The organism is Streptomyces sp. NPDC004327 (assembly GCF_042873935.1).
Classification (GTDB): domain Bacteria; phylum Actinomycetota; class Actinomycetes; order Streptomycetales; family Streptomycetaceae; genus Streptomyces.
This window is the reverse complement of record NZ_JBIAME010000006.1, coordinates 13,094-37,463: the sequence shown is the minus strand read 5'-3', so window position 1 is coordinate 37,463 and position 24,370 is coordinate 13,094. Positions and strand designations below refer to the sequence as shown.

The window sequence follows — 24,370 nt, the reverse complement described above, 5'->3', positions numbered from 1 at the left end:
CCCCATGTCTTCCGCTTCCCCCAATGCCGTCACCGTGCGCCGGGCCCGCACCTCCGACGTCCCCGCCCTTCGCCGGCTCGTCGACCCGTACATCCGGCGCGGCATCCTCCTCGACAAGGCCAATGTGACCCTTTACGAGGACATCCAGGAGTTCTGGGTCGCCGAACGCGACGAGGACGCCGTCGTGGTCGGCTGCGGCGCCCTGCACGTGATGTGGGAAGACCTCGCCGAAGTCCGTACGCTCGCGGTCGATCCCGAGTTCAAGGGCGCCGGAGTGGGGCATCAGGTGCTCGACAAGTTGCTGTACACCGCACGCTGGCTCGGTGTGCGCCGGGTTTTCTGCCTCACCTTCGAAGTGGACTTCTTCGCGAAGCACGGCTTCACCGAGATCGGGGAGACTCCGATCGACGGAGATGTCTACAGCGAGCTCCTGCGTTCCTATGACGAGGGAGTCGCGGAGTTCCTCGGACTCGAACGAGTGAAGCCGAACACCTTGGGCAACAGCCGGATGCTTCTGCACCTGTGAGCCGCGCGCGGATCGGAGCGTCTATGTCCGAATCGCGCACGTTTCCCGCGTTCTCAGGGTTCTGAACCTCTCCCAGGGGTTTGTGTTTTTCCCGGAAAAGCGGTTTCCTTTCCGCGTACTGCATTTTCGATGAAGGGAAATCCGGTGGCACAGAAGGTTCAGGTCCTTCTTGTCGACGACCTCGACGGCGGCGAGGCGGACGAGACCGTGACGTTCGCTCTGGATGGCAAGTCCTACGAGATCGACCTCACCACCGCCAACGCGGACAAGCTCCGCAGCCTGCTCGAGCCGTACGCCAAGAGCGGTCGCCGCACCGGTGGCCGCAGCGCCGGCGCCCGCGGCAAGGGCCGCGTCGTGGCCTCCGCCGGCAGCCCGGACACCGCGAAGATCCGCGCGTGGGCCAAGGAGAACGGCTACAACGTGAACGACCGCGGCCGCGTGCCCGCCGACATCAAGGCGGCCTACGAGGACGCCAACCGCTGAACCGTCAGCCGGTGGTGAGCCGCTGAACGACCGTCCCCGCCCCCGGCTCCGGCCGGCGGGCCCGGGCAGCGCCCAGCAGCCGCACCCGGTGGCATTCCGCGGCGGCGGCGGCCACGAGCCGCACCAGGCACGCGGCGCCGTCCGCACCGGCCCCTGGCGAGGGCCACAGGGCCGGCAGCGAGGCCTCCACCTCGCGGCCCGGTTCCGGGGCCCGCAGCCACACCGCGGCACCCGGGCCGGCCGGCCGCCGTCCCGGGGGAACGGGCGCGGTCATCCGGCCGTCGGCGCCGAGCGCCGTCAGATCCAGCGCGATCCCGCCCCACTCCAGCCAGTCGAGCAGCCCGGGCAGCTCCTCCGCGCCTCCCGTGGCCACCAGGAGCCGCATCCGGCGCCCCATCAGTGCCACCGGGCCGGTGGCCACACCCGGCCGGCGCAGCACAGCGCGGCCGGCCTCGGCGGGCAGCTCCAGGACGTCGAACCGCAGCCCCGTGACCAGCTGCACCGGCGGCCCCGCCACCGTCGCCCAGCCGAGCTCCCGCTCGTACCACCGCCGGAATCCGCGCGCGGGCGGCGTGCCGCCGTCGGACGGCGCACGGGGCGGAGGCACGGTGAAGGGCATACCGGGGGAACGCCGCCGGGCCGGCTTTGGTCACGCCCGGTCCTTGATCCGGAGCACCGAGTGTCCATGATGGGGGCGTACGGACGCATTCGAGCGCGCGAGGTTGTTCGCCCGTAGCGGAGGGAACCGGGGTGCGCCGCATGGAGTGTCCGCCCTTACGGGTAAGACATTCCATGTGAGGAGGGGCGTCTCGCGGGCGGAAGCGTCTCACGTTCGCCATCGGCGTACTGAAGGCACGGGTAACAGCTTGGCCTGCGGGAACATCGTCTCGCACCATCGAGTTGGAGCATTTGTCGGCTGTTCGGCAGGCGGTCTCCCCAAGAAGTGAGGGGGTGATCCGGACGGATGTCGGCAGTTGGAATGAGCGGTCCCCGCTTGCGGGACTAAGCTGCGGAAGGACAGGGAGGGGATCGACCCCTAACTGACTGACCGCTCTGAGGAGCGATTAACGATGTTCGAGAGGTTCACCGACCGCGCGCGGCGGGTTGTCGTCCTGGCTCAGGAAGAAGCCCGGATGCTCAACCACAACTACATCGGCACCGAGCACATCCTCCTGGGCCTTATCCACGAGGGTGAGGGTGTCGCCGCTAAGGCCCTGGAGAGCCTCGGGATTTCGCTCGAGGCGGTCCGCCAGCAGGTGGAGGAGATCATCGGCCAGGGCCAGCAGGCCCCGTCCGGGCACATCCCCTTCACCCCTCGTGCCAAGAAGGTCCTGGAGCTCTCGCTCCGTGAGGCCCTCCAGCTCGGCCACAACTACATCGGCACCGAGCACATCCTGCTCGGCCTGATCCGCGAGGGCGAGGGCGTCGCCGCCCAGGTGCTCGTGAAGCTGGGCGCCGATCTCAACCGGGTCCGGCAGCAGGTCATCCAGCTGCTCTCCGGCTACCAGGGCAAGGAAGCCGCCACCGCCGGCGGTCCTGCCGAGGGCACCCCCTCGACGTCCCTGGTCCTCGACCAGTTCGGCCGCAACCTCACGCAGGCCGCCCGCGAATCCAAGCTCGACCCGGTCATCGGGCGCGAGAAGGAGATCGAGCGGGTCATGCAGGTGCTGTCCCGCCGTACGAAGAACAACCCGGTCCTCATCGGCGAGCCCGGCGTCGGCAAGACGGCGGTCGTCGAGGGTCTGGCCCAGGCCATCGTCAAGGGCGAGGTGCCCGAGACCCTCAAGGACAAGCACCTCTACACCCTGGACCTCGGCGCGCTGGTCGCCGGCTCCCGATACCGCGGTGACTTCGAGGAGCGCCTGAAGAAGGTCCTCAAGGAGATCCGCACCCGCGGCGACATCATCCTGTTCATCGACGAGCTCCACACCCTCGTGGGTGCGGGCGCCGCCGAGGGCGCGATCGACGCCGCCAGCATCCTCAAGCCGATGCTGGCCCGCGGTGAGCTCCAGACCATCGGTGCGACCACCCTCGACGAGTACCGCAAGTACCTGGAGAAGGACGCCGCCCTCGAGCGCCGCTTCCAGCCCATCCAGGTCGCCGAGCCGTCGCTGCCGCACACCATCGAGATCCTCAAGGGTCTGCGCGACCGGTACGAGGCGCACCACCGCGTATCCATCACGGACGAGGCCCTCGTCCAGGCCGCGACCCTGGCCGACCGCTACATCTCCGACCGCTTCCTGCCGGACAAGGCGATCGACCTGATCGACGAGGCCGGCTCCCGGATGCGCATCCGCCGGATGACCGCGCCGCCGGACCTCCGCGAGTTCGACGAGAAGATCGCCGCCGTCCGCCGGGACAAGGAGTCCGCGATCGACTCGCAGGACTTCGAGAAGGCCGCGTCCCTGCGCGACAACGAGAAGCAGCTCCTCGCCGCGAAGGCCAAGCGCGAGAAGGAGTGGAAGGCCGGCGACATGGACGTCGTCGCCGAGGTCGACGGCGATCTGATCGCCGAGGTCCTCGCGACCGCCACCGGCATTCCGGTCTTCAAGCTGACCGAGGAGGAGTCCTCGCGTCTGCTCCGCATGGAGGAAGAGCTCCACAAGCGCGTCATCGGCCAGAACGACGCGGTCATCGGCCTCTCGCGCGCCATCCGGCGTACGCGGGCCGGCCTGAAGGACCCGAAGCGCCCCGGTGGCTCGTTCATCTTCGCCGGCCCGTCCGGTGTCGGTAAGACCGAGCTGTCCAAGGCGCTCGCCGAATTCCTCTTCGGCGACGAGGACGCGATGATCTCCCTCGACATGTCGGAGTTCAGCGAGAAGCACACGGTTTCCCGTCTCTTCGGTTCCCCGCCGGGATACGTGGGCTACGAAGAGGGCGGCCAGCTCACCGAGAAGGTGCGCCGCAAGCCGTTCTCCGTGGTCCTCTTCGACGAGGTCGAGAAGGCCCACCCCGATATCTTCAATTCCCTTCTCCAGATCCTGGAGGACGGTCGCCTGACCGACTCCCAGGGCCGGGTCGTGGACTTCAAGAACACGGTCATCATCATGACGACCAACCTCGGGACCCGGGACATCTCGAAGGGCTTCAACCTCGGCTTCGCGGCCCAGGGCGACACGAAGTCCAACTACGAGCGGATGAAGGCGAAGGTCAGCGACGAGCTGAAGCAGCACTTCCGCCCGGAGTTCCTCAACCGTGTCGACGACATCATCGTCTTCCCGCAGCTGACGCAGGAGGACATCCTCAAGATCGTCGACCTGATGATCGGCCGCGTCGACGAGCGCCTGAAGGACCGGGACATGGGCATCGAGCTCTCCCAGTCCGCGAAGGAGCTCCTCGCGAAGAAGGGTTACGACCCGGTGCTCGGCGCCCGTCCGCTCCGCCGGACGATCCAGCGCGAGATCGAGGACACCCTGTCCGAGAAGATCCTCTTCGGCGAGCTCCGCCCCGGCCACATCGTGGTCGTGGACACGGAGGGCGAGGGCGAGGAGCGCAAGTTCACCTTCCGCGGCGAGGAGAAGTCGGCCCTGCCGGACGTCCCTCCGGTGGAGGCGGCGGGCGGCGGCCCGAACCTCTCGAAGGAAGCGTGACGTGACGCTGCGCTGAGCTGGAACGGCTGAGGGGCGGCCCTGGGACCTGGTGGTCCCGGGGCCGCCCCTTTGCCTATCGGATGACGAGGCGGTCGCCGAAGTCGGCGGCGCCGAGGATGTCCTTGCGGGGGACGTCATAGGCGGTGACCTGAAGGCCGGGCCTGCCGCGGAGAGGGGTGAGGTCCAGGTTTCCGCTGTCCGGCACCATGTTCACGAAGCTGAGCAGCCTCAGCCCCGGCAGCTCGGTCAGCGTGCTGAGGTCCGTCCGCTGGGGCCAGCCGGAGATGGTCACGTGGTCGAGCCGGGAGCAGTCCAAGGACCGCAACACGGTCAGGTCGAAGGGTGGGCACGCGAGACCCAGGTAGGTGAGGGGGCGGTCGGAGAGGTACCGGACGATGTCATCCGCGGCGAAGCCGCCCAGGAGCAGGAACGCGGTGGCTCCGGGGAGGCCGTCCACCAGCTGTAGCTGCTGCATCGTCGTGACGGTCAGGCACTGCGTCACCGATACGTGGAACAGCACCTCCCGGGCGAAGGCGGCCGTGGGGAACGCGCTCCAGCGGCCGCCGAACCAGTTCGCCTCGCCCGCTTCCGCCAACGCCCGGGCGTACGGAAGCGCCTCGGCGCCGCCGACTGAGGAGATCACCTCGGCGACCCTGCCCACGTCCTGCTGGGTCACCGTCCCCGGCCCCGGTAGCAGCGGCAGCACGTATCCGCCGAGCCGGGCGAGTTGGGCGCTCTGCTCGACGGTCTGCGGCGGGATCATCGACTTCACCGCCCTTTCGACGCGCCGGTGCAGCTCCTCGTCCAGCCACGCCGCGTGCTGCGCGCACAGCGCCGCCGACACATACAGCGTCGTCTTCATGTCCCGTTTCCGCGTCGCGGAGCCAGCCTTCAGCAACCCCTCCACCAGCACCGGCAGGTCCCTCCGTTTGCAGTGGCCCGCGGCGAGCAGCAGCACGTCGTGCCACTGCTGGTCGTGGGCGTGGCGCAGCATCTCCCGCAGCTGGTCGTCCTCGACGAACTCCTTCGCGGCGAGGAAGTCCTGGAAGGTGCGGTGGGCGAACTGGAAGACGTCCTCGGTGCGCTCCTGGAGGAGGCCGCTGCGGTTGATCAGGTGGGTGAGGATCTCCTCGGGCGTGCCCTGGGCATGGACGCGGGGCATGCCGGGCAGGGTGCGGTCCAGGCGGTGCAGGGCCTGGTCGCGGGTGAACTCGGTCTGGCCGCCGCGCACCAGCCACGCGGCGAGGCGCTGGAGGAGCTGCTGGTGTTCCTCCACGGACATGCGGATGCCGTCGGGCGCGTCGACGCGGCGGCGTTCGTCTCGGGTGCCGAGGAGCATCGTGAGGGCGGAGTCGTACAGCTCCCAGCGGGTCTCGGGCAGGAAGCCCTCGCGCAGCCGGTGCAGGGCGCAGATGACGGCGCAGAGCAGGGGCGTACGGGCGAGCTCGGCCAGGTTGGGGTTGTGGCGGAACTGCTGGGCGAGGTCGCGTTCGAGGTCGTCGAGGGCGGCCCGGTCGGGTTCGTCGGCGTCGAGCCGGGCGGCCTCGTGCCAGGCGGCGACGAACGCCTCGATGTCCTCGCCGCGCAGCGGGAGGAGGGTGAGCTCCTCGAAGTTCTCCGCGCCGAGCCAGTCGGGGGCGACGGCGTGCGGACGTACGGTCGCGACGCAGCGGGTGTCCGGGTAGCGGGCCAGGAGGCCGCTGAGCCAGGTGTACGCGTTCTCGCGGTCGGCCTGGGTGACCTCGTCGAGGCCGTCCACGAGCAGCAGTCCGCGCCCGGCGGCGAGGACGCGGCCGGCCCAGCCTCCGGGGGCCGCGTCGATCACGAAGCCGGCGACGCCCGGCAGGTCGGCGGGGGCGGGGAAGCCGGAGCCGCGGGCGCGCAGGGTGCGCAGCGGGACGACGAAGGGGACGAGGCCGTTGAGCTCGGCCAGCTCGGGGCCGAGGGTGCCGGCGGCGGCGTGGGCGGCCAGCCACCACAGGAGGGTGGTCTTGCCGGCGCCGGCGTCGCCGCGCAGCAGGACGCGGGGGCGGGCGGCGAGCAGGTCGTCGATGCGGCGGGGCACGGGGACGGCGTCCCGGTCCCGGGTGGTGGCCTCCAGGGAGAGGTAGGCGGTGTCGAGGTCCCACGCGGAGGCGCGCTTGCCGAGCTCGTCGAGGCCGAAGATCCGGGTGCGGCGGTAGGCGGCGCCGACGGCTTCGGCGTATTCCTCCTCGTAAGGGGCGTCCTGCGGGTGGGTGGCGGTGACGGGGCGGGGCGGGGCGAAGCCGTCCGGGAGCCAGCGGTAGGCGTCCTTGTCGGCGAGGAGGGCCGTGAGGGGGAGGCATTCCAGGCGGCGGTGTCCGCGGCCGCGCGGGACGGCGCGGACGATGCCGAGGAGTCCGTCGTCGGCCCAGACGGGCGCTCCGGACAGTCCGGCGAGCGGGGAGGGGCCGTCCGCGAGCTCGGTGGCGGGCGGGCGGTCGAGCTCGACGGTGAGGGTGTGGCGCAGGAGGCCCGCCATGGGCAGGACGGTGCCGGTGAACTGGTCCAGGTCCGGTTTCCCGCCCTCGTACCGGGCGATCCGCGGGAAGCCGACGACCTCGCAGCCCGGGAGGGGCCGGTCGGTGGCGACCCGGCTGAGCCGCGGCGCCGTGCCGAGGCGCTCCTCGCTGAACAGCAGCGCGGCGTCGAGCCGGTCGTCGGACCAGACCACCCGTAACCGCTTCGTCCCGGTCTGCGGGGACGAGACGACGGCGTTGTGGGCGCCGCCGATGACGTGGGCGGCGGTCAGGATCACGTCGCGGGCGACGAGGACGCCGGTGCCCTGCTGCCGGCCCATGACCGCGAAGACGAAGGAGCGGCCCCTCACCGGCCCTCAGCCTCGCCGGCGATGTCGGAGCCGATGCCGGAGCCGAAGTCGGACAGGTCCGCCTCGTCCTCGTTCCCCACCAGCCATGCCCCGCCCGTCACCGCGTTCCGCGGCTTCAGCGTGAAGGAGACCCGGTGGGTCTCGCCGCGGGTGCGGGAGGCGTCGGCGCCCGCCTCGACGACCCACGCCTTCACCTTGGCGCCGCCCTTGAGCTCCTTGCGGAGCTCGATCGTGAACTCCATCTGTATGTCGCCGACCTCGAAGGCGACGGGGTGGCCGGTGGCGCGGTTGGCGGCGTCGACGAGCTGGTCGCGTACGGAGGCGATGGCGTCGGCGAGCTCGATCTCGGGCGTGGTGTCGGTCATGGACCGGAAGCTAGCGCCGTCGGAAGGCGGCCGGAGGGGGTTCTCGGGGTTCGCTCGCGTGACCCAGGTCGCATTCGGGGCCGCCGCCCCGTGACAAGGCGCACAGGGGTTTTCGGCGGTACTAGGCGGAATAGTGGTGGGATTCCGGGGCGAATCGGGACGTTCAGGTGTCAACCATCGGGTCCTTGGTCCCGCCTCGCCGCGGAGTGAAAGGTGCGCGGGCTGCCGGGCGGCGCGGGCGGTCACGACATGGGTCTAAATGGGTCTACGCGTGTCGATTTTTCCCGTTTCGTACGGTCTTGCCGAGGTCGTCAAGAGGTGAACGAGCTTGGAGATCGCTACGACGCAATGTCGTAGATGGGGTGTTTTGGGCTGGCCGGGGGGCCGGGTTACCAAGGATGAGCAAGCCCGGTGCTGAGCCGCTCTCACGCCGGGTCCCGTACTTCCCGGAGGTTCTCCCCCGTATGTCGAAGCGCGTCATGAAGCCCAGCATCCGTACCACCGCCGTCGCCCTCGCCGCCGCGGGTCTGGGAGCGTCGCTGGTGGCCGGTGCCGGCTCCGCGTTCGCCGCCGAGGGCAAGGCCGCCGTCGCGGGCACCACCCACGTCACCGCGTCCGCCGCCGTCGCCCAGCAGGCCGCCGCCCAGGCCAAGGCCGCCACCCAGGTCAAGGCCCAGGCCGCCCAGGCCAAGGCCGCCCAGGTCAAGGCCGCGCAGATCAAGGCCGCCGCCGCCAAGGCGCAGGCCAAGACCGTCGCCGCCAAGAAGGCCGCGTCCTGGGTGAAGCCGGTCAGCTCCTACACCCTGTCCGCCACCTTCAACCAGGGCGGCGCCATGTGGGCGCACAAGCACTCCGGCCAGGACTTCGCCGTCCCGGTCGGCACCGCGGTCAAGGCCGCCGCCACCGGCACCGTCGTGAAGGCCGGCCCGAACGGCGGCGGCGACGGCCCCGCGTACGGCAACGCCATCGTGATCAAGCACGCCAACGGCACGTACTCGCAGTACGCCCACCTGTCGAAGATCAAGGTGAACATCGGCCAGAAGGTCTCCGCCGGTCAGCAGATCGCCCTCTCGGGCAACACCGGCAACTCCTCCGGCCCGCACCTGCACTTCGAGATCCGCACCACCCCGAACTACGGCTCCGCCGTGAACCCGGTCGCGTTCCTGAGCGCCCACGGCGTCAGCATCTGACGCGCGAGCTGAGGCCCTGAGGGGCTCAGCGGCCCGGCTGGGCCTGCTCGATCAGATCGAGGGCGACCTCGAGGACGGCTTCCTGCTTCTCCTCGGGGCCGCCCTCGACGTTGTTCATGAAGAACGTCCCCGCGTGCAGCGTGAAGATCGCGCTGACGCAGCGGACCTTGTCCGTCATCGTCGAGCCCGGCTCCTGCAGCAGGTCGTTCAGCGCGAGCATCCGCTCCTTGAAGGTGAGCCCGACGCTCAGCTTGCTGACCGCGGCCTGGTTGTCCTGCATGAAGCGGAAGAGGGGGGCCGCGGCGAGCAGCGCCACCTGGTAGCGGCGCAGGATCTCCCGCTTGGTCTCCAGGGTGGCGGGCTGCTCGCGCCCCCAGGCGAGCAGCTCGTCCATGGGGCGCGTGAGGTCCTCGAAGATCCCGACGAGGATGTCTTCCTTGGTCTTGAAGTGGTAGTAGAGCGCGGCCTTGGTGACGTCGAGGCGCTCCGCGATCTCGCGTAGCGAGGTCTTCTCGTAACCCAGCTCCGCGAAGAGTTCGAGGGCAACGTCCTGGATGCGCTGGCGGGTGTTGCCTCGGGCCTGGGCCATGTCTCTCGCTTCCGTCACAAACTTACTTGACGACCGGCTAGTTACGGGTCTACTTTCCCCAGTGTAGTAACTAGCCGGGCGGCAAGTAAGGGACCGACATGACGACGCAACCGAAAGCTCACAAAGTCGAGGGGGAGACGGAGCAGCAGGCGCCGGCGCAGGCACAGCCGCGCAGCGTCCGGGTCGTCCTCCTCGCCCTCATGATCGCGATGCTCCTCGCGATGCTGGACAACATGATCATCGGCACCGCGATGCCGACGATCGTCGGCGAGCTCGGCGGCCTGGAGCACCTCTCCTGGGTCGTCACCGCCTACACCCTGGCCACCGCCGCCTCCACCCCGATCTGGGGCAAGCTCGGCGACATGTTCGGCCGCAAGGGCGTCTTCCTCAGCTCGATCGTGCTCTTCCTGATCGGCTCCGCGCTCAGCGGCATGGCCCAGGACATGGGCCAGCTCATCGGCTTCCGCGCCGTCCAGGGCCTGGGTGCCGGCGGTCTGATGGTCGGCGTCATGGCGATCATCGGCGACCTGATCCCGCCCCGTGACCGCGGCAAGTACCAGGGCATGATGGCCGGAATCATGGCCCTCGCCATGATCGGCGGCCCGCTCGTCGGTGGCTCCATCACCGACCACTGGGGCTGGCGCTGGTCCTTCTACATCAACCTGCCGCTCGGCGTCGTCGCCCTCGCGATGCTCGCCACCGTGCTCCACCTACCGAAGAAGGAGCGCGCCGCCGGCACCCGGATCGACCTCCTCGGCGCCGCCCTGCTGACCGTCGGCATCACCGCGATCGTGCTCGTCACCACCTGGGGCGGCACCGAGTACGCCTGGGGCTCGGCCACCATCGTCGGCCTCGCCGTCGGCGGCGTGCTCGCCCTCGCGGCCTTCCTCTTCGTCGAGACCCGCGCCAGCGACCCGATCATGCCGCTGCACATCTTCCGCAGCCGCAACTTCACGCTGATGTCCGTGATCGGCTTCCTCACCGGCTTCGTCATGTTCGGCGCGGTGCTGTTCCTGCCCCTGTTCCAGCAGTCCGTCCAGGGCGCCTCCGCGACCAACTCCGGCCTGCTGCTCCTGCCGATGCTGCTGTCGATGATGGTCGTCTCGATGATCGCCGGCCGGGTCACCACCAGCAGCGGCAAGTACAAGATCTTCCCGATCATCGGCGGCGCGCTCATGGTCGCCGGCCTGTACCTGCTCTCCACCATGGACACCGGCACCACCCGCTTCACCTCCGGCGTCTACATGGCCGTGCTCGGCGCCGGCATGGGCTTCCTGATGCAGATCACGATGCTCGTCGCGCAGAACAGCGTCGAGATGAAGGACATGGGCGTCGCCTCCTCCTCGACCACCCTCTTCCGGACCCTCGGTTCGTCCTTCGGCGTCGCGATCATGGGCGCCCTGTTCAACCACCAGGTCCAGCACGAGATGGCCGCCCGCGGCGGTGCCGGCGGCTCCCAGCTGACCCAGCACTCGGCGCAGCTCGACGCCGCCAGCCTCGCCAAGCTGCCCGCCGCGCTCCGCGAGGCGTACCAGCACGCGGTGGCCGCCGGCACGCACTCCGCCTTTCTGGTCGGCTCGGCCGTCGCCGTCCTCGGCTTCGTCCTCGCCTTCTTCGTCAAGGAGGTCGCGCTGCGCGGGGCCGGCCTCGCGAAGAAGGACGGCGCGGCGGAGGACAGCGGCCTGAAGGTCGTCGAACCGGTCTGACCGGTCTGACCTGCCTGTTCCGCCCGACGGCCCCCGGTGTCCTGTGGACGCCGGGGGCCGTTGCCGTGCCGTCTCGCGTGCGGTCGCCGCGTGCCGTCTCCCGGGCCGTGCCGCGTGCCCGGCGTCAGTCCGTTACGTCAGTCCGTTACGTCAGTCCGTTACGTCAGTCCGTCACTGCAGTCCGTCACGTCAGTCCGTCAGGCGCAGCACCGGGAAGCTCCCGGTCGCCGTCGGGGCGTGCTCCGGCAGCCACAGCACGGCGATCGCGCCGCCCGCGCCGTCCGGGGTGCCCTCGGGGGCCGCGTTGCGGAAGGTGAGCCGGGCGCCGAGGACCCGGGCCTGGCCGGTCGCGATGGTCAGGCCCAGGCCGTGGCCCTGGCCCGCGCGGTCGCTGCTGCCCGTACGGAAGCGGCTCGGGCCCTCGCGCAGCAGCGCCTCGGGGAAGCCGGGGCCGTGGTCGCGGACCCGGACCACCCGGCCCTCGACGGTGACCTCGACCGGGCCCCCGCCGTGCTTGGCGGCGTTGGCCAGGAGGTTGCCGAGGATGCGCTCCAGGCGCCGCGGGTCGGTGTTCACCCACGACTCGTGGACGACCCGGATCACCGCGTCCGGGTCGAGCACCCGCACCCGCCGCTCGACGAACTCGCCCAGCGCGATCTCCTGCAGCTCGGCCCGCTCCGACGCGCCGTCGAGCCGGGCCACCTCCAGGACGTCCTCGACGAGGGTGCGCATCGCCTGCGCCCGGTCCCGGACGAGCTCGGTCGGGCGGCCCGGCGGCAGCAGCTCGGCGGCGGTGAGCAGCCCGGTGACCGGGGTGCGCAGCTCGTGCGCGATGTCGGCGGTGACCCGGCGCTCGGCCTCGATGCGCTCGTTCAGGGCGTCGGTCAGCGCGTCGATGGCCCGGGCCAGCTCGTCGGTCTCGTCGCGGACGACGCCGCCGATGGCGTCGCGGACCCTCAGGTCGGTGTTGCCCTGGGCGACCCGGCCGGCGGCCGCCGCGGCCTTGCGCAGCCGGCGCGAGAGCTGGCCGCCGATGAGCACGCCGAGCGCGCAGCCGCCGAAGACCACCGACACCGAGCCGATGATCAGGGCCCGGTCCAGGTCCTTCATGATCGCGGCGCTGCGGTCGGCGAAGGGCATGTGCAGCGAGAGCACGTCGCCGTTGGCGAGCGGCACGGCCGCCCACACGTCCGGCGGGCCGCCGTTGTGCTCCTGGACGTAGGTGCCGCGGCGCTTGTCCCGCATCAGCTGGTCGAGCTGGGCCGGCAGCGCGGGGTCGTTGATCTTGGTGCCGAAGCGCGGTTCCTTCGGCTTCGACGTCTCGTAGACGCGCTGGGCGAAGAGCAGCCGCCACATCTGCACGTCACGGGCGTTGTCGAGCATGGAGACACGGGCCGCGTTGTGCACGACCAGGCTGAGCGTGACCGCGATGAGCGCGCCGACCGCCGCGATCGCGACGGCGATCTTCCAGCGCACGCCGGTGCGCAGTCCGCCCGCGCGGAGCCCGCCCGCCCGCAGGCCGGCCGCCCGCACCGTACGCGGACCCAGGGCCTTCACCACCACCGGCCGGTCATCCCTTGAGCTTGTAGCCGAAGCCGCGGACCGTCTCGATCCGGTCCTGGCCGATCTTGGTGCGCAGGCGCTGCACATGGACGTCCACGACCCGGGTGTCGCCGCCCCAGCCGTAGTCCCAGACCCGCTCCAGGAGCTTGTCCCGGGACAGCACGGTGCCCGGCGCGGTCGAGAACTCGAGGAGCAGCCGCATCTCGGTCGGGGTGAGCGCGACCGGCGCGCCGGCCCGGCGCACCTCCATGCCCTCGGTGTCGACCTCCAGGTCGCCGAAGGCGAGCACGCCGCCCGCGGCCGCCGCCGCGGGCCCGCCGCCGTCGCCGCCGGCCTCGCCCGCGTGGTCGAAGCGGCGCAGCACGGCGCGGATCCGGGCCATCAGGACGGAGCCGTCGAAGGGCTTGGTGACGTAGTCGTCCGCGCCGGCCTCCAGGCCGAGGACGACGTCGATGGAGTCGGCCCGCGCCGACAGCATGATCACCGGCACGGTCGACTCGTCGCGGATCCGGCGGCACAGGCTGACGCCGTCCATGCCGGGCAGCATGACGTCCAGGAGCGCGATGTCGGGCCGGTCCGCCCGGAAGGCGTCGAGACCGGAGAGCCCGTCGGGCATGGCGGTCACCGTGAAGCCGTCCCGCTCCAGGGCGAGCTGGGTGGCCTCACGGATGACGTCGTCGTCCTCGACGAACAGGACATGGGTCTCGGCCATGGGTCGTGCCTTCCGGGTACGCGCTTCGTGGGGGCTGGTAGAGCTAGCTGGACGGGACCGGCGCCGGTTCGATGCCGCCGTCCCCGACCGCCTTGCTGAAGTCGTTGTGCACCCAGTCGTGCTGGCTGAACCTGTTCCCCGTCCAGCGGTACGTGATCACGTCCTCGCCCGAGGGATACGCGACCGGGTCGCCCTTCGCGTACACCTGCTTGGAGACGACCAGGTCCCCGCGGTCGATCGTCCCGTACACGGCGGCGTCCTCGGCCATGAACACGTTGGTGTACCTGGCGTTGTCCTGCCGGTACACGTACGTGCCGATGCCGACGCCGTCCCCGCAGCTCATCACGTTGACGACGACGTCGGGCGCGCCGGAGTTGGTGAGGTTCCCGTACGAGGTGTCCACCGGGTAGACGTTCGCCGTGCAGGGCTTCAGGTCCGCCTTCAGCCGCTGGCCGATCTTCGGGTCGCCCTTCAGCAGCGCGATCGGATCGACCTTCGTGGGAGCCTGCTCGGAGTACTGGCCGGGCGCGGTCGACGGCGACGGGGTGGCCGGGGCCGTCGAGGCGACCTCGTCGGAGCGCGCCGCGCCCTCGTCGCGCGAGCCGGTGCCACCGGTCGAGCACGCGGCGACGAGCATGCCGACGGCGGCGAGCCCGGCCATCGCCGTGACGCTCGCCGCCCGTTCGCTGGGTCTGGCACTCAGGCCGCGCACCGCTCCTGCTTCCGCTCGTCGCCTCGCCGTCCGGTCGCGTTCGTCACCGCCGCCGGCCGGTCCGTCCGCCCCAGGACACCCGTGTCCAGCGCCCGGGTGTCGCCCTCGGCGGCCCGGTTCTCCAGCTCCTGGCGCAGTCGGGCCAGGGCACGGTGGAGCGTGCTCTTCACCGTACCGGTCGACATGCCGAGCGCGGCAGCGGTCTCCTCGGTGCTCATCTGCTCCCAGTGGCGCAGCACGACCACGCTGCGCTGCTTGGGCGCGAGCACCTTCAGGATGTCCATCAGCAGCGCGCGGTCGGCGTGCTGCTCGGTCGGGTCCTCGACGCGGGCGTCGGGCAGCTGGGCGGTCTCGGTGGGGACCTCCTCCAGCTTGCGGGCCCGCCACCACTCGGTCCGGGTGTTGATCATGACCCGGCGGAGGTAGGCGTCGGCCAGCGACTTGTCGGCGATCCCGTCCCAGCGGCCGTACGTGCGGACCAGCGCGGTCTGCAGCAGGTCCTGGGCGTCGACCGGGTCGGGCACGAGCCGGCGGGCGCTGCGCAGGAGCGCGTCCTGTCGCGTCCGTACGTACTCCTCGAAATCGAGCACCTCGCCGAGCGTCTCGCCGTGCGCCATCCCGAACCGCCTCCATCCCCGTGACCAGACCCAACGGACCCGTTTCCGTTACGTCGAAGACGCTACGGAGCGCTTGTCACGGGGTTGTCCGGGCGAGCCGTCGGCGGACGCACGGCTGTCCATCGGTTGTGTAACAGCGGCGGACGCGGAGGTTTCGCTTCGGGCCGGCGGGGAGAGGGCCCACGGCCCCCGCCCCGCCGGGAGCGGCCGGTGCTCAGGTCAGCGGGAGCCGGTAGCGGCCGCCCTCCAGCGGCTCGACCAGGCCGTCGGCGACCAGGCCGTCGAGCGCGCGGGCGCGCTGCACCGGTTCGTCCCACACGGCGTCCAGGTCCGCCTGGTCCACCGGGTCCACGGCCTCGCGCAGGACGGCGAGCAGCTTGCCGCGGACCTGGCGGTCGGTGCCCGCGTAGGTCTGGCCGCGGCGCGGCGGGCCGTCGTGGGCCGGCTTGCCGGCGGCCAGCCAGGCGCACCGGCCGGCCAGCGGGCAGCGCCCGCAGTCCTCGTTCTTCGCCGTGCACACCAGGGCGCCCAGCTCCATCGAGGCCGCCGCCCAGCGGGCCGCCGTCGGCTCGTCGGCGGGCAGCAGGGCCCGGGCGAGCCGGCGCTCGGCGGCGGTGGTGGCGTTCGGCGGGTACTGCACCCCGGTCGCCGCCCGCGCGAACACCCGGCGCACGTTCGTGTCGAGCACCGCGTGGCGCTGCCCGTACGCGAACGAGGCCACCGCCGCGGCCGTGTACTCGCCGATCCCGGGCAGCGCGAGCAGCTGCCCGTGGTCCTTCGGCACGTCGCCGCCGTGCCGCTCCGTTATGGCGACGGCCGCCGCGTGCAGCCGCAGCGCCCGGCGCGGATAGCCGAGCCTGCCCCAGGCGCGGACGGCCTCGCCGGGGGCCTCGGCGGCCAGGTCGGCCGGGCGCGGCCAGCGCGCCAGCCACTGCTCGTACACCGGGAGCACCCGGACGACCGGGGTCTGCTGGAGCATGAACTCGCTGACCATCACGCCCCACGCTCCGGCCTCCGGGTGGCGCCACGGCAGGTCGCGGGCGTGCCGGTCGAACCAGGCGAGGACGGGCCCGTGCAGCTCGCCGGGCGTGGCGACGGCTGCATCAACGAGGGCGTCGGCGGGGGACTCGGGGGTGATGTGGATGGAAGTCATGGCACTTCCGATCCTGGCATGCTCCCGAGTCGATCAGTACGCGCCGTGGCGCACGCCTCCGGGGCGCGCGGAGGCACGAACGCGCGGACCGCGCCCCACGCACCACATGACTGCGCTGCTCCGGCTGGATCGTGCCGTGTCCACGAGGGCCCGGACCGGGCGGTGTGCCGCCTTCATGACGACGAACGCGACCAGGGCGCCGGCCAGCAGGCCGACCGTGACGTCGTGCGGGTAGTGCACGCCGACGAAGACCCGGGAGAAGGCCATGAGCAGGGCCATCGGCGCGGTCAGCCAGACGATCCCGCGCCAGGAGAGCGCGAGCGCCACGGCGGCGGCCCCGGCGATCGCGGAGTGGTTGCTGGGGAAGGACCAGTCGCCGTGCGGCGGGCAGGCGACGAGCGAGGCGGGCGCCCCGGCCACCGCCCGGCACGGCCGCTCCTCGTCGACCAGCGACTTCAGCGCCTCGCTCACCACGTAACCGAAGGCGGTCGCGAGCGGGGCGAGCAGCGCGAGCGCCATCGCGTCCGCCGGCCCGCGCCGCATCCGCCACCAGCCGGCCACGAACAGCACCCCGAAGAGCAGCAGCCCGAGCTCGGTCCACACCTCCGCGACCTTCTGGAACCAGTGCGGGGTGGAGTGGGCGAAATCGAGGATGTCGAGATACAGGCCGTCGGAGAGGTGAGGGAGGTTGTCCATGGTCGTCGACGTTAACCCGCTTCCGGAGTAGCTCGCTCCGGCCGAAGGGCGACAGCCGTCCCCGACGAAAGTAGGGGGTGGGTGCGGGCGCGACGCGATACCGGATGCGTCACCGGATGCGATCCCGGTGTGATGCGGATGTGATCATCGGCAAAACTTGGCGCCTGGGGCGGCATGGGGGGCGGGAGTTGGGCCTGATCTCTCGTAAGGTTCGTGACGTGGGATCACTGCGCAATCCGGTCGGGCCGCTTCCCTCCTCCATCTACTGGCGTCGGAGGGCCGTGGCGCTGTGCCTGGTTGCCCTGCTCGCGGTGATCGCCGCATGGGCGTTCACCACCGGTGGCGGCGGGGCCCGGAAGCCCGACGACAACGCCAACGGCTCCTCTCCCGCGCCGTCGATCACCCCCGGGCCCTCCGGCTCAGGCCCGGCGATCGGCCAACACCCGGGCGGCCGCGACGAGTCGGGCTCCGACGCGGGCGCCGGTTCCGGCACCGGCTCCGGCTCCGGTGACACCGAGGGCGGCGACGGCAGCGGCGACGCCGCGGGCGCGGGCGGCGCGGACCCCGGGGCGACCGGCGGCAAGAACGGCGACACGGACGGCGCGGGCGGCGACGGCGGCGCGGGCACGGGTGCCGGACAGCAGGTTCCGGCCAATTCTCCGCTGCCGAACTGTGCGCCCGGCGCACTCCAGTTGAGACTCACGGGCGCCAAGAACGCCTACGAGCCCGGTGAGAAGCCGCGCTTCAAGCTCGCCGTCACCAACACCACCGGCACCGAGTGCAAGACCGACCTCGGCCCGAAGAGCGCGGTGCTGACGATCCGTGACACCACGGGCGTGCTGTGGTCCTCCAAGGACTGCCCGAACCCGGCCGGCCCGCTCTTCCTCAAGGTCCCCGCGCACGCCACGATCACCCACACCGTCGAGTGGGACCGCCGCCACAGCGCCCCGCAGTGCGCGACCACCGCCCCCGCCGGCCAGGCCGTCGGCCCCGGCAACTACCTCGCGGAGGCGACGGTGCCGGGCGCGCGGGTGACGCCGGTGTCGTTCCAGCTCGCGAAGGACTGACGCGAGGACGCGGGACGACGAGGCCCCGGGACGGAGATCCGTCCCGGGGCCTCGTCGCATGCCAGGCGTGAGAAGGGCAGGGCGCGTCCCTACACGTACCGCTCCAGGATCGACGACTCCGCGAGCCTCGACAGGCCCTCGCGGACGCTGCGCGCCCGTGCCTCGCCGACGCCGTCCACGGTCTGCAGGTCGTCCACGCTCGCCGCGAGCAGCTTCTGCAGCCCGCCGAAGTGCTCCACGAGCCGCTCGATGATCGCGCCCGGCAGCCGCGGCACCTTGGCCAGCAGCCGGTAGCCGCGCGGCGAGACCGCGGAGTCCAGGGTCTCGGGGGAGCCGGTGTAGCCGAGGGCGCGGGCCACTATCGGCAGTTCGAGCAGCTCGGCGTGGGTCAGCGCGTCCAGCTCGGTCAGCGCCTCGGGGACCGTACGGGACCGCTTGGCCGTGGGCTCCGGCACGTAGTCGCGGACGACGAGCTCGCGCTCCGGCTCCACGCCCGCGATCAGCTCGTCGAGCTGGAGCGACAGCAGCCGGCCGTCGGTGCCCAGCTCCACCACGTACTCGGCGATCTCGGTGGCGATCCGGCGCACCATCTCCAGGCGCTGCGCCACGGCCGTCACGTCCCGGACGGTGACCAGGTCCTCGATCTCCAGCGCGGAGAGCGTGCCGGCCACCTCGTCCAGGCGCAGCTTGTAGCGCTCCAGGGTCGCCAGGGCCTGGTTGGCGCGGGACAGGATCGCGCCCGACTCCTCCAGGACCCGGCGCTCGCCGTTCACGTACAGGGCGATCAGCCGCATCGACTGAGACACGGACACCACGGGGAACGCGCACGACTTGGAGACCCGGTCCGCCGTGCGGTGCCGGGTGCCGGTCTCCTCGGTCGGGATCGACGCGTCCGGGACCAGCTGCACGCCGGCCCGCAGGATCTTGGAGATGTCCTTGTCGAGGACGATCGCGCCGTCGAGCTTGCACAGCTCGCGCAGCCGCGTCGCCGTGAACTCGACGTCGATGACGAAGCCGCCGGTGCACATCGACTCGACGGTCTTGTCCATGCCGAGGACGATCAGACCGCCCGTGTTGCCGCGGAGGATGCGTTCGAGTCCGTCGCGGAGCGCGGTGCCGGGGGCGACGGCGCTGAGCGACGCACGCATCAGTGCCTCGTTGTCCTTGGCTGCCACTGCACTCCTCCGGCTCGTACGGATGGGCGAGACCAGGGCAAAGTCTAGCGACACCGCCCCGCCGCCCTCCGCGACCAGCCTGCCGCGCCTAGCCTTCGGCCCCCTCCGGAGCCTTGGCCCGGCGGCTGCGCGGCAGCACCCGCAGGGCGTCGCCCATGTCCGCGACCTCGATGACCTTCATGCCCGGCGGCACCTTGCCCGGGTCGGCCGGGACCAGCGCGTGCGTGAAGCCCAGCCGGTGCGCCTCCGCGAGCCGGCGCTGCACGCCCGTCACCCGCCGCACCTCGCCGGCGAGGCCGACCTCGCCGATCGCGACCAGGTTCTTCGGCAGCGGCGTGTCGCTGGCGGCGGACGCCAGCGCGAGGGCGATGGCCAGGTCGGCGGCCGGTTCGGACAGCTTCACGCCGCCCACCGTCGCGCTGTAGATGTCCCGCTTGCCGAGCGCGCTGATCCGGCCGCGCTGCTCCAGGACCGCCAGCATCATCGACACCCGGGACGTCTCCAGGCCCGAGGTCGTGCGGCGCGGCGACGGGATCTGCGAGTCCACCGTCAGCGCCTGCACCTCGGCCACCAGCGGCCGGCGGCCCTCCAGGGTCACGGTCAGGCAGGTGCCGGGCACGGCCACGTCACGGCGGGTCAGGAAGAGGCCCGACGGGTCGGCGAGCCCGGTGATGCCCTCGTCGTGCAGCTCGAAGCAGCCGACCTCGTCCGTCGCCCCGTACCGGTTCTTCACACCGCGGACCAGGCGCAGCCGCGCGTGCCGGTCGCCCTCGAAGTGCAGCACCACGTCCACCAGGTGCTCCAGGAGCCGCGGGCCGGCGATGGCGCCGTCCTTGGTCACATGGCCGACGAGCAGGGTCGACATGCCCCGCTCCTTCGACGCCCGGATCAGCGCGCCGGCCACCTCGCGGACCTGCGCCATGCCGCCCGGGGCGCCGTCGATCTCCGGCGAGGCCACGGTCTGCACCGAGTCCAGGACCAGGAGGGACGGCTTCACCTCGTCGAGATGCGCGAGGACGGTCGACAGGTCGGTCTCGGCGGCCAGGTAGAGGTGGTCGCTGAGCGCGTTGATCCGGTCGGCGCGCAGCCTCACCTGGCTCGCGGACTCCTCGCCCGTCACGTACAGCGTGCGGTGCTCGTCGCTCGCCGCCTTCGCCGCCACGTCGAGCAGCAGCGTCGACTTGCCGACGCCCGGCTCGCCCGCGATCAGCACGACCGCGCCGGGCACCAGACCGCCGCCGAGCACCCGGTCCAGCTCGTCGACGCCGGTGCTGCGGGCCGTCGCCTGCCGCCCGTCGACCTGCCCGATCGGCAGCGCGGCCGACGACACCCGCCCGGCGGCGGTGGTCCGCACGGCGGGCGAGCCGTACTCCTCGACCGTCCCCCACGCCTGACACTCGGGGCAGCGGCCGAGCCACTTGGCGGTCTGCCAGCCGCACTCGGTGCAGCGGTAGGAGGGCCGGTCCTTGCCGGCTTTGGTACGAGCAGCCATGAGCGACACCGTATAGCCCGGGTCTGACAACCCCCGCCGCCCCGGCCGGAAGGCCCCGCGTCGCCCCGGCAAGGACCCGTGTCCCCCTTCGAGTGGTCGCTTCACCCGTATGGATTAAAAGCGCGCAAGCGGTGCCAAGACCCCCCTCCCTCCTGCCTACCGTCGCCGGGTGACGAGCAGCAGGCTGGAGCACCCCACCCACCCCACCTGGGGGCACCCCCGGACGAATTCCGGGGGAGGCCCCCGCACCCCCGGCCAGCGGCCGCCCGCCCGGTACGAGGAGTACCTGGACGGCCTGTTCACCTACTGCCTCTCGGTGCTGTGCGACCACGACACCGCCACCGCCGTCCTCGGCGACGTCCTCGCGATCGCCGAGCGCCACCACGGCCGCTGCCCCTCCGACGAGCCCGGCCGCCGCGCCTGGCTGTACGCGCTCGCCCGCTGGGCCTGTCTGCGGAGCCTCGGCGAGCAGCGGCGCCGGCGGCAGGGCGGCGCGCACACCGGCCGGCCCGCCGTGGCCGCGCCCGAGCCGCCGCGCGTGGCGCCCGAGGTGGCCGAGCGGCGCCGGGCCGAGCTGGCCGCGCTCGCCTGGCCCGAGGCGGCCGGCACCACACCGGAGCAGCGCGAGGCCCTCGAACTGGCCGTACGGCACGGGCTCGGCCACCACGAGGTCGCCGCCGTGCTCTCGCTCGACCCGGTCGCCTGCCGCGAGCTGCTCTCCTCGGCCGCCTGCGAGGTGGAGCGGACCCGGGCCGCGCTCGCGGTCGTGGAGACCGGCGACTGCCCGACGGTGGCCCGGCTCACCGGCGACCACCAGGTGCTGCTGTCCGCGGCGCTGCGCGCCGAGCTGGTCCGGCACGTCGACGACTGCCCGGCCTGCCGCCGCGCCGCCGAACGCGCGGGCGCCGGCGCGCCCTGGCCGGGCGCGCCCACCACCGCCCGGCTGCCCGTCGTGGAGGCGCCGCGCGCCGCCGCGTACGTGGCGATGCTGCACGTCCCGCGCGCCCGGGCCGGCGCCCCGCGCTTCGGGCCGACGGGCTTCCCGATGGACCCCAAGGACCACGCGGCGCGCCGCGACCGGATGCGGACCAGAGCCGTCACCACCACCGTGGTCGCGGCGGTCGTCGCCGCCCCGGTGCTCGCGCTGTGGGCCTCGTACCGCGGCACGCCGGTGACGGTCGGGGAGGGGCACGACGCCTCGCGGATCAGCGCGCGGGACCTGGACGAGCCGGGCGGCGCGCAGGCCGGCGGCGCCGACGGCGGCCCGTACGAGCGCTACGAGAACACCGGCGACGCCGGCACCGACCCCGACCCCCGCTTCACCCGCGGCAGCCGCTCGCCGGACGTGTCCGTCGAGGTGATCAGCCCCGGCGCGCCCGCCGCCCCGACCCCGCCCGGGCAGCCCGCGGCCGCCCGGATCGCCGTCACCGCGCGCGGCAGCGGCGCGACGACCCTGCTCACCCTCACCAACGAGGGCGGACGGCCCGGCTCCTGGTCGCTGTGGTCGGACGCGCCCTGGCTGTACGTGAGCCGGGCCTCCGGCACGCTGCGCCCCGGCGAGTCGGTCACCGTGCGGATCTTCGTCGACCGGCACCGCGAACCGGCCGGCGCCTGGAGCGCGCGGGTCGGCGTCAACCCCTCGGGCGCGGTGGTGCGGATCGGCGGCTACGGGGCGACCCCGCCGCCCCCGGCGACGACCGGGCCCAGCAGCCCGCCGCCGGGCACCACGGACCCGACGACCCCGCCGCCCACCAGCGAACCGCCGACCACGCCGCCACCGTCGACGACCGAGCCGACCACCGACCCGACCACGGATCCGACGACGGCCCCGACGAGCGGCCAGCCGACGACGGACCCGACCGCGGACCCGGCGCCCTCGCCGACCGACTCGGCCCCGCCGGACAGCGGCTCGGCGCCCGCCGCCCGCTAGGCCGGATCGGCGGGGTGCGGGGCCACCAGCGGCAGCTGGGAGGCGAGCCGCGCCTCGCACAGGCCGACGAGCACCTCGTACGCCCCCTTGCCCATCATCTCGACGAGCTCCGGCTTGTACGACACGTACACCGGCTGCGCGCCGACGTGCGCCGAGCTCGCGGTCGTGCAGTACCAGTGCAGGTCGTGGCCGCCCGGGCCCCAGCCGCGCCGGTCGTACTCGCCGATCGACACCTGGAGCACCTTGGTGTCGTCGGGCCGCTCGATCCAGTCGTACGTGCGCCGCACCGGCAGCTGCCAGCAGACGTCCGGCTTGGTCTCCAGCGGCTCCCGGCCCTCCTGCACGGCCAGGATGTGCAGCGAGCAGCCGGCGCCGCCCGCGAAACCGGGACGGTTCTGGAAGATGCAGGAGCCCTTCCAGCGGCGGGTCTGGCGGTCGCCGTCCTCGTCGAGCTGCACCCAGCCCGACTCCGTGCCGACGTCGTGGAACTGCCACAGCTCGGGCGTGAGCCGGGCGACGTGCGCGGCGACCCGCTTCTCGTCGTCCTCGTCGGAGAAGTGCGCGCCCAGCGTGCAGCAGCCGTCGTCCGCGCGCCCCTCCTGGATGCCCTGGCAGCCGTTGCCGAAGATGCAGGTCCAGCGGGAGGTGAGCCAGGTCAGGTCACAGCGGTAGACCTGCTCCTCGTCCTCGGGGTCGGCGAACTCCACCCAGGCGCGCGGGAAGTCCAGGCCCTTCTCGTCGGGCTCCTGGTCCTTGTCCTTGCCCTTCGCCCGCTTCTTCACCGCCTTGGCGGCGTGGGAGACCCTCGCCTGCCTGGCGGCGTCCTTCGGGGCGTCCTTCGGGGCGTCCTCGGTGGCATCCGTCACGGCCGTCTCCGCGCTCTCTTTGCCCGGCTTGACCTTTTTCGTCTTTGGCACAAGACCAAGGGTATGCGGGCGCGCGCAGTAGCGTTTCGTCCATGAGACTCGGAGTCCTCGACGTCGGTTCGAACACAGTGCACCTGCTGGTGGTGGACGCCCACCCCGGCGCCCGTCCGCTGCCCGCCCACTCCCACAAGGCGGAGCTGCGCCTCGCCGAGCTGCTCGACGAGCGCGGTGCCATCGCCGACGCGGGCGTCCGGCGGCTCATCGACACGGTCCGCGACGCGCTGACCGCCGCCGAGGACAAGGGCTGCGAGGAGGTGCTGCCGTTCGCCACCTCGGCGGTCCGCGAGGCCAGCAACGCCGACGCCGTGCTCCACCAGGTGTACGAGGAGACGGGCATCGCGCTCCAGGTGCTCAGCGGCGAGGAGGAGGCCCGGCTCACCTTCCTGGCCGCCCGCCGCTGGTTCGGCTGGTCCTCGGGCAAGCTCTTCCTCCTCGACATCGGCGGCGGATCCCTGGAGGTCGCCTTCGGCATCGACGAGGAGCCCGACACCGCCGTCTCCCTGCCGCTCGGCGCCGGCCGCCTCACCTCCGGCTGGCTGCCCGGCGACCCGGCGGACCCGGCCGACGTGAAGGCGCTGCGCCGCCACGTCCGCGCGCAGATCGCCCGTACGGTCGGCGAGTTCAGCCGCTTCGGCACCCCGGACCACGTCGTGGCCACCTCCAAGACCTTCAAGCAGCTCGCGCGCATCGCGGGCGCGCCCGGCTCCGGCTTCGGCCTCTACGTCCAGCGGAACCTGTCCCGGAAGTCGCTGGAGGAGTGGGTCCCGCGCCTCGCCGCGATGACCGTCGCCGAGCGCGCCGCCCTCCCGGGCGTCTCCGAGGGCCGCGCCGGCCAGCTGCTCGCGGGCGCGCTGGTCGCCGAGGGCGCGATGGACCTGTTCGGGGTGGACGAGCTGGAGATCTGCCCGTGGGCGCTGCGCGAGGGCGTGATCCTGCGGAGGCTCGACCACCTGCCGTGACGGGGAGGGGGCGCACGGGCGGGAGGTGCGCGCGACGGCGTGTGTACGGGACGGGGCGGCGTCCTCGT

The 24,370-nt window shown here is 72.3% G+C and carries 21 protein-coding genes; 8 read left to right on the top strand and 13 right to left on the bottom strand.

All coding sequences use genetic code 11. The features are described 5' to 3' along the window. Nucleotides 1–4 precede the first annotated feature (4 nt). Nucleotides 5–526, top strand: coding sequence for an amino-acid N-acetyltransferase (locus ACFYU9_RS20850; protein WP_389345675.1), 522 nt, complete (start codon nucleotides 5–7; stop codon nucleotides 524–526). Between the two features lie 144 nt (nucleotides 527–670). Next, nucleotides 671–1,009, top strand: a complete 339-nt coding sequence (locus tag ACFYU9_RS20845; protein WP_389211405.1) for an Lsr2 family protein — start codon at nucleotides 671–673, stop codon at nucleotides 1,007–1,009. A 4-nt stretch (nucleotides 1,010–1,013) separates the two neighbouring features. On the opposite strand, the gene ACFYU9_RS20840 is transcribed toward ACFYU9_RS20845, so the two are convergent. Next, a complete protein-coding gene (locus tag ACFYU9_RS20840) occupies nucleotides 1,014–1,628 on the bottom strand; it encodes an SCO3374 family protein (protein WP_389345674.1) in 615 nt (204 codons plus the stop codon). A 451-nt stretch (nucleotides 1,629–2,079) separates the two neighbouring features. Between ACFYU9_RS20840 and ACFYU9_RS20835 the strand changes: the two genes are divergently transcribed. Continuing rightward, a complete protein-coding gene (locus ACFYU9_RS20835; RefSeq protein ID WP_389211409.1) occupies nucleotides 2,080–4,599 on the top strand; it encodes an ATP-dependent Clp protease ATP-binding subunit in 2,520 nt (839 codons plus the stop codon). A 73-nt stretch (nucleotides 4,600–4,672) separates the two neighbouring features. Here the strand turns inward: ACFYU9_RS20835 and ACFYU9_RS20830 are convergent, their stop codons facing one another. Further along, complete coding sequence (locus ACFYU9_RS20830; protein ID WP_389211411.1) at nucleotides 4,673–7,450, bottom strand: NACHT domain-containing protein; 2,778 nt, start codon at nucleotides 7,448–7,450, stop codon at nucleotides 4,673–4,675. Beyond that, the gene (locus ACFYU9_RS20825; protein ID WP_389211413.1) at nucleotides 7,447–7,815 is read right to left on the bottom strand and encodes a trypco2 family protein; all 369 of its coding nucleotides are present in this window, start codon (nucleotides 7,813–7,815) and stop codon (nucleotides 7,447–7,449) included. Before ACFYU9_RS20825 ends, ACFYU9_RS20830 begins: the two co-directional genes overlap by 4 nt. A gap of 464 nt (nucleotides 7,816–8,279) precedes the next feature. Here ACFYU9_RS20825 and ACFYU9_RS20820 point away from each other — a divergent pair, with 464 nt between their 5' ends. Next, nucleotides 8,280–9,005 carry a M23 family metallopeptidase gene (locus ACFYU9_RS20820; protein ID WP_389211415.1) on the top strand — a complete coding sequence of 242 codons (726 nt, stop codon included), beginning with the start codon at nucleotides 8,280–8,282 and terminating at the stop codon, nucleotides 9,003–9,005. A gap of 25 nt (nucleotides 9,006–9,030) precedes the next feature. Here the strand turns inward: ACFYU9_RS20820 and ACFYU9_RS20815 are convergent, their stop codons facing one another. Continuing rightward, nucleotides 9,031–9,594, bottom strand: a complete 564-nt coding sequence (locus tag ACFYU9_RS20815) for a TetR/AcrR family transcriptional regulator (protein ID WP_389211418.1) — start codon at nucleotides 9,592–9,594, stop codon at nucleotides 9,031–9,033. A 98-nt stretch (nucleotides 9,595–9,692) separates the two neighbouring features. Here ACFYU9_RS20815 and ACFYU9_RS20810 point away from each other — a divergent pair, with 98 nt between their 5' ends. Continuing rightward, nucleotides 9,693–11,300 carry an MDR family MFS transporter gene (locus tag ACFYU9_RS20810; RefSeq protein WP_389211421.1) on the top strand — a complete coding sequence of 536 codons (1,608 nt, stop codon included), beginning with the start codon at nucleotides 9,693–9,695 and terminating at the stop codon, nucleotides 11,298–11,300. 189 nt (nucleotides 11,301–11,489) lie between these two features. Here ACFYU9_RS20810 and cseC read toward each other — a convergent pair whose 3' ends face one another. The 6 genes from cseC to ACFYU9_RS20780 form a co-directional block, all read right to left on the bottom strand. Continuing rightward, nucleotides 11,490–12,950, bottom strand: coding sequence for a two-component system sensor histidine kinase CseC (cseC, locus tag ACFYU9_RS20805; protein ID WP_389211423.1), 1,461 nt, complete (start codon nucleotides 12,948–12,950; stop codon nucleotides 11,490–11,492). Beyond that, on the bottom strand, nucleotides 12,871–13,575 hold the full coding sequence (gene cseB / locus ACFYU9_RS20800; RefSeq protein ID WP_389211426.1) for a two-component system response regulator CseB: 705 nt from the start codon (nucleotides 13,573–13,575) through the stop codon (nucleotides 12,871–12,873). The genes cseC and cseB overlap by 80 nt, the downstream gene beginning before the upstream one ends. A 43-nt stretch (nucleotides 13,576–13,618) precedes the next feature. After that, entirely contained in the window at nucleotides 13,619–14,236 is a 618-nt protein-coding gene (locus tag ACFYU9_RS20795; protein ID WP_389211525.1) for a hypothetical protein, read from the bottom strand. Between the two features lie 38 nt (nucleotides 14,237–14,274). Beyond that, entirely contained in the window at nucleotides 14,275–14,904 is a 630-nt protein-coding gene (locus tag ACFYU9_RS20790; protein ID WP_389211427.1) for a SigE family RNA polymerase sigma factor, read from the bottom strand. Between the two features lie 214 nt (nucleotides 14,905–15,118). Then, nucleotides 15,119–16,057, bottom strand: coding sequence for an A/G-specific adenine glycosylase (locus ACFYU9_RS20785; RefSeq protein ID WP_389211429.1), 939 nt, complete (start codon nucleotides 16,055–16,057; stop codon nucleotides 15,119–15,121). A 33-nt stretch (nucleotides 16,058–16,090) separates the two neighbouring features. Beyond that, the gene (locus ACFYU9_RS20780; RefSeq protein ID WP_389211430.1) at nucleotides 16,091–16,753 is read right to left on the bottom strand and encodes a phosphatase PAP2 family protein; all 663 of its coding nucleotides are present in this window, start codon (nucleotides 16,751–16,753) and stop codon (nucleotides 16,091–16,093) included. A gap of 218 nt (nucleotides 16,754–16,971) precedes the next feature. Here ACFYU9_RS20780 and ACFYU9_RS20775 point away from each other — a divergent pair, with 218 nt between their 5' ends. Further along, nucleotides 16,972–17,820, top strand: a complete 849-nt coding sequence (locus tag ACFYU9_RS20775; RefSeq protein ID WP_389345673.1) for a hypothetical protein — start codon at nucleotides 16,972–16,974, stop codon at nucleotides 17,818–17,820. 89 nt (nucleotides 17,821–17,909) lie between these two features. Here ACFYU9_RS20775 and disA read toward each other — a convergent pair whose 3' ends face one another. Next, complete coding sequence (gene disA, locus ACFYU9_RS20770; RefSeq protein ID WP_389211527.1) at nucleotides 17,910–18,968, bottom strand: DNA integrity scanning diadenylate cyclase DisA; 1,059 nt, start codon at nucleotides 18,966–18,968, stop codon at nucleotides 17,910–17,912. Nucleotides 18,969–19,083: 115 nt separating this feature from the next. Beyond that, nucleotides 19,084–20,487, bottom strand: coding sequence for a DNA repair protein RadA (gene radA / locus ACFYU9_RS20765; RefSeq protein ID WP_389211434.1), 1,404 nt, complete (start codon nucleotides 20,485–20,487; stop codon nucleotides 19,084–19,086). Nucleotides 20,488–20,656: 169 nt separating this feature from the next. Between radA and ACFYU9_RS20760 the strand changes: the two genes are divergently transcribed. After that, the gene (locus ACFYU9_RS20760; RefSeq protein ID WP_389345672.1) at nucleotides 20,657–22,417 is read left to right on the top strand and encodes a hypothetical protein; all 1,761 of its coding nucleotides are present in this window, start codon (nucleotides 20,657–20,659) and stop codon (nucleotides 22,415–22,417) included. On the opposite strand, the gene ACFYU9_RS20755 is transcribed toward ACFYU9_RS20760, so the two are convergent. Next, nucleotides 22,414–23,199, bottom strand: a complete 786-nt coding sequence (locus tag ACFYU9_RS20755; RefSeq protein ID WP_389345901.1) for a hypothetical protein — start codon at nucleotides 23,197–23,199, stop codon at nucleotides 22,414–22,416. The two genes, ACFYU9_RS20760 and ACFYU9_RS20755, sit on opposite strands and share 4 nt — an antisense overlap. A 176-nt stretch (nucleotides 23,200–23,375) precedes the next feature. Here ACFYU9_RS20755 and ACFYU9_RS20750 point away from each other — a divergent pair, with 176 nt between their 5' ends. Further along, nucleotides 23,376–24,302, top strand: a complete 927-nt coding sequence (locus tag ACFYU9_RS20750; RefSeq protein ID WP_389211440.1) for a Ppx/GppA family phosphatase — start codon at nucleotides 23,376–23,378, stop codon at nucleotides 24,300–24,302. The last annotated feature ends 68 nt before the right edge of the window (nucleotides 24,303–24,370 follow it).

Bases quoted from the DNA above. Each gene is read 5' to 3' on its own strand.
- ACFYU9_RS20850 (WP_389345675.1), top strand. From the start codon at position 5: ATGTCTTCCGCTTCCCCCAATGCCGTCACCGTGCGCCGGGCCCGCACC.
- ACFYU9_RS20840 (WP_389345674.1), bottom strand. From the start codon at position 1,628: ATGCCCTTCACCGTGCCTCCGCCCCGTGCGCCGTCCGACGGCGGCACG.
- ACFYU9_RS20835 (WP_389211409.1), top strand. From the start codon at position 2,080: ATGTTCGAGAGGTTCACCGACCGCGCGCGGCGGGTTGTCGTCCTGGCT.
- ACFYU9_RS20825 (WP_389211413.1), bottom strand. From the start codon at position 7,815: ATGACCGACACCACGCCCGAGATCGAGCTCGCCGACGCCATCGCCTCC.
- ACFYU9_RS20820 (WP_389211415.1), top strand. From the start codon at position 8,280: ATGTCGAAGCGCGTCATGAAGCCCAGCATCCGTACCACCGCCGTCGCC.
- ACFYU9_RS20815 (WP_389211418.1), bottom strand. From the start codon at position 9,594: ATGGCCCAGGCCCGAGGCAACACCCGCCAGCGCATCCAGGACGTTGCC.
- ACFYU9_RS20810 (WP_389211421.1), top strand. From the start codon at position 9,693: ATGACGACGCAACCGAAAGCTCACAAAGTCGAGGGGGAGACGGAGCAG.
- cseC (WP_389211423.1), bottom strand. From the start codon at position 12,950: ATGTGCAGCGCCTGCGCACCAAGATCGGCCAGGACCGGATCGAGACGG.
- cseB (WP_389211426.1), bottom strand. From the start codon at position 13,575: ATGGCCGAGACCCATGTCCTGTTCGTCGAGGACGACGACGTCATCCGT.
- ACFYU9_RS20795 (WP_389211525.1), bottom strand. From the start codon at position 14,236: ATGGCCGGGCTCGCCGCCGTCGGCATGCTCGTCGCCGCGTGCTCGACC.
- ACFYU9_RS20790 (WP_389211427.1), bottom strand. From the start codon at position 14,904: ATGGCGCACGGCGAGACGCTCGGCGAGGTGCTCGATTTCGAGGAGTAC.
- ACFYU9_RS20785 (WP_389211429.1), bottom strand. From the start codon at position 16,057: ATGACTTCCATCCACATCACCCCCGAGTCCCCCGCCGACGCCCTCGTT.
- ACFYU9_RS20780 (WP_389211430.1), bottom strand. From the start codon at position 16,753: ATGGACAACCTCCCTCACCTCTCCGACGGCCTGTATCTCGACATCCTC.
- disA (WP_389211527.1), bottom strand. From the start codon at position 18,968: ATGCGTGCGTCGCTCAGCGCCGTCGCCCCCGGCACCGCGCTCCGCGAC.
- radA (WP_389211434.1), bottom strand. From the start codon at position 20,487: ATGGCTGCTCGTACCAAAGCCGGCAAGGACCGGCCCTCCTACCGCTGC.
- ACFYU9_RS20750 (WP_389211440.1), top strand. From the start codon at position 23,376: ATGAGACTCGGAGTCCTCGACGTCGGTTCGAACACAGTGCACCTGCTG.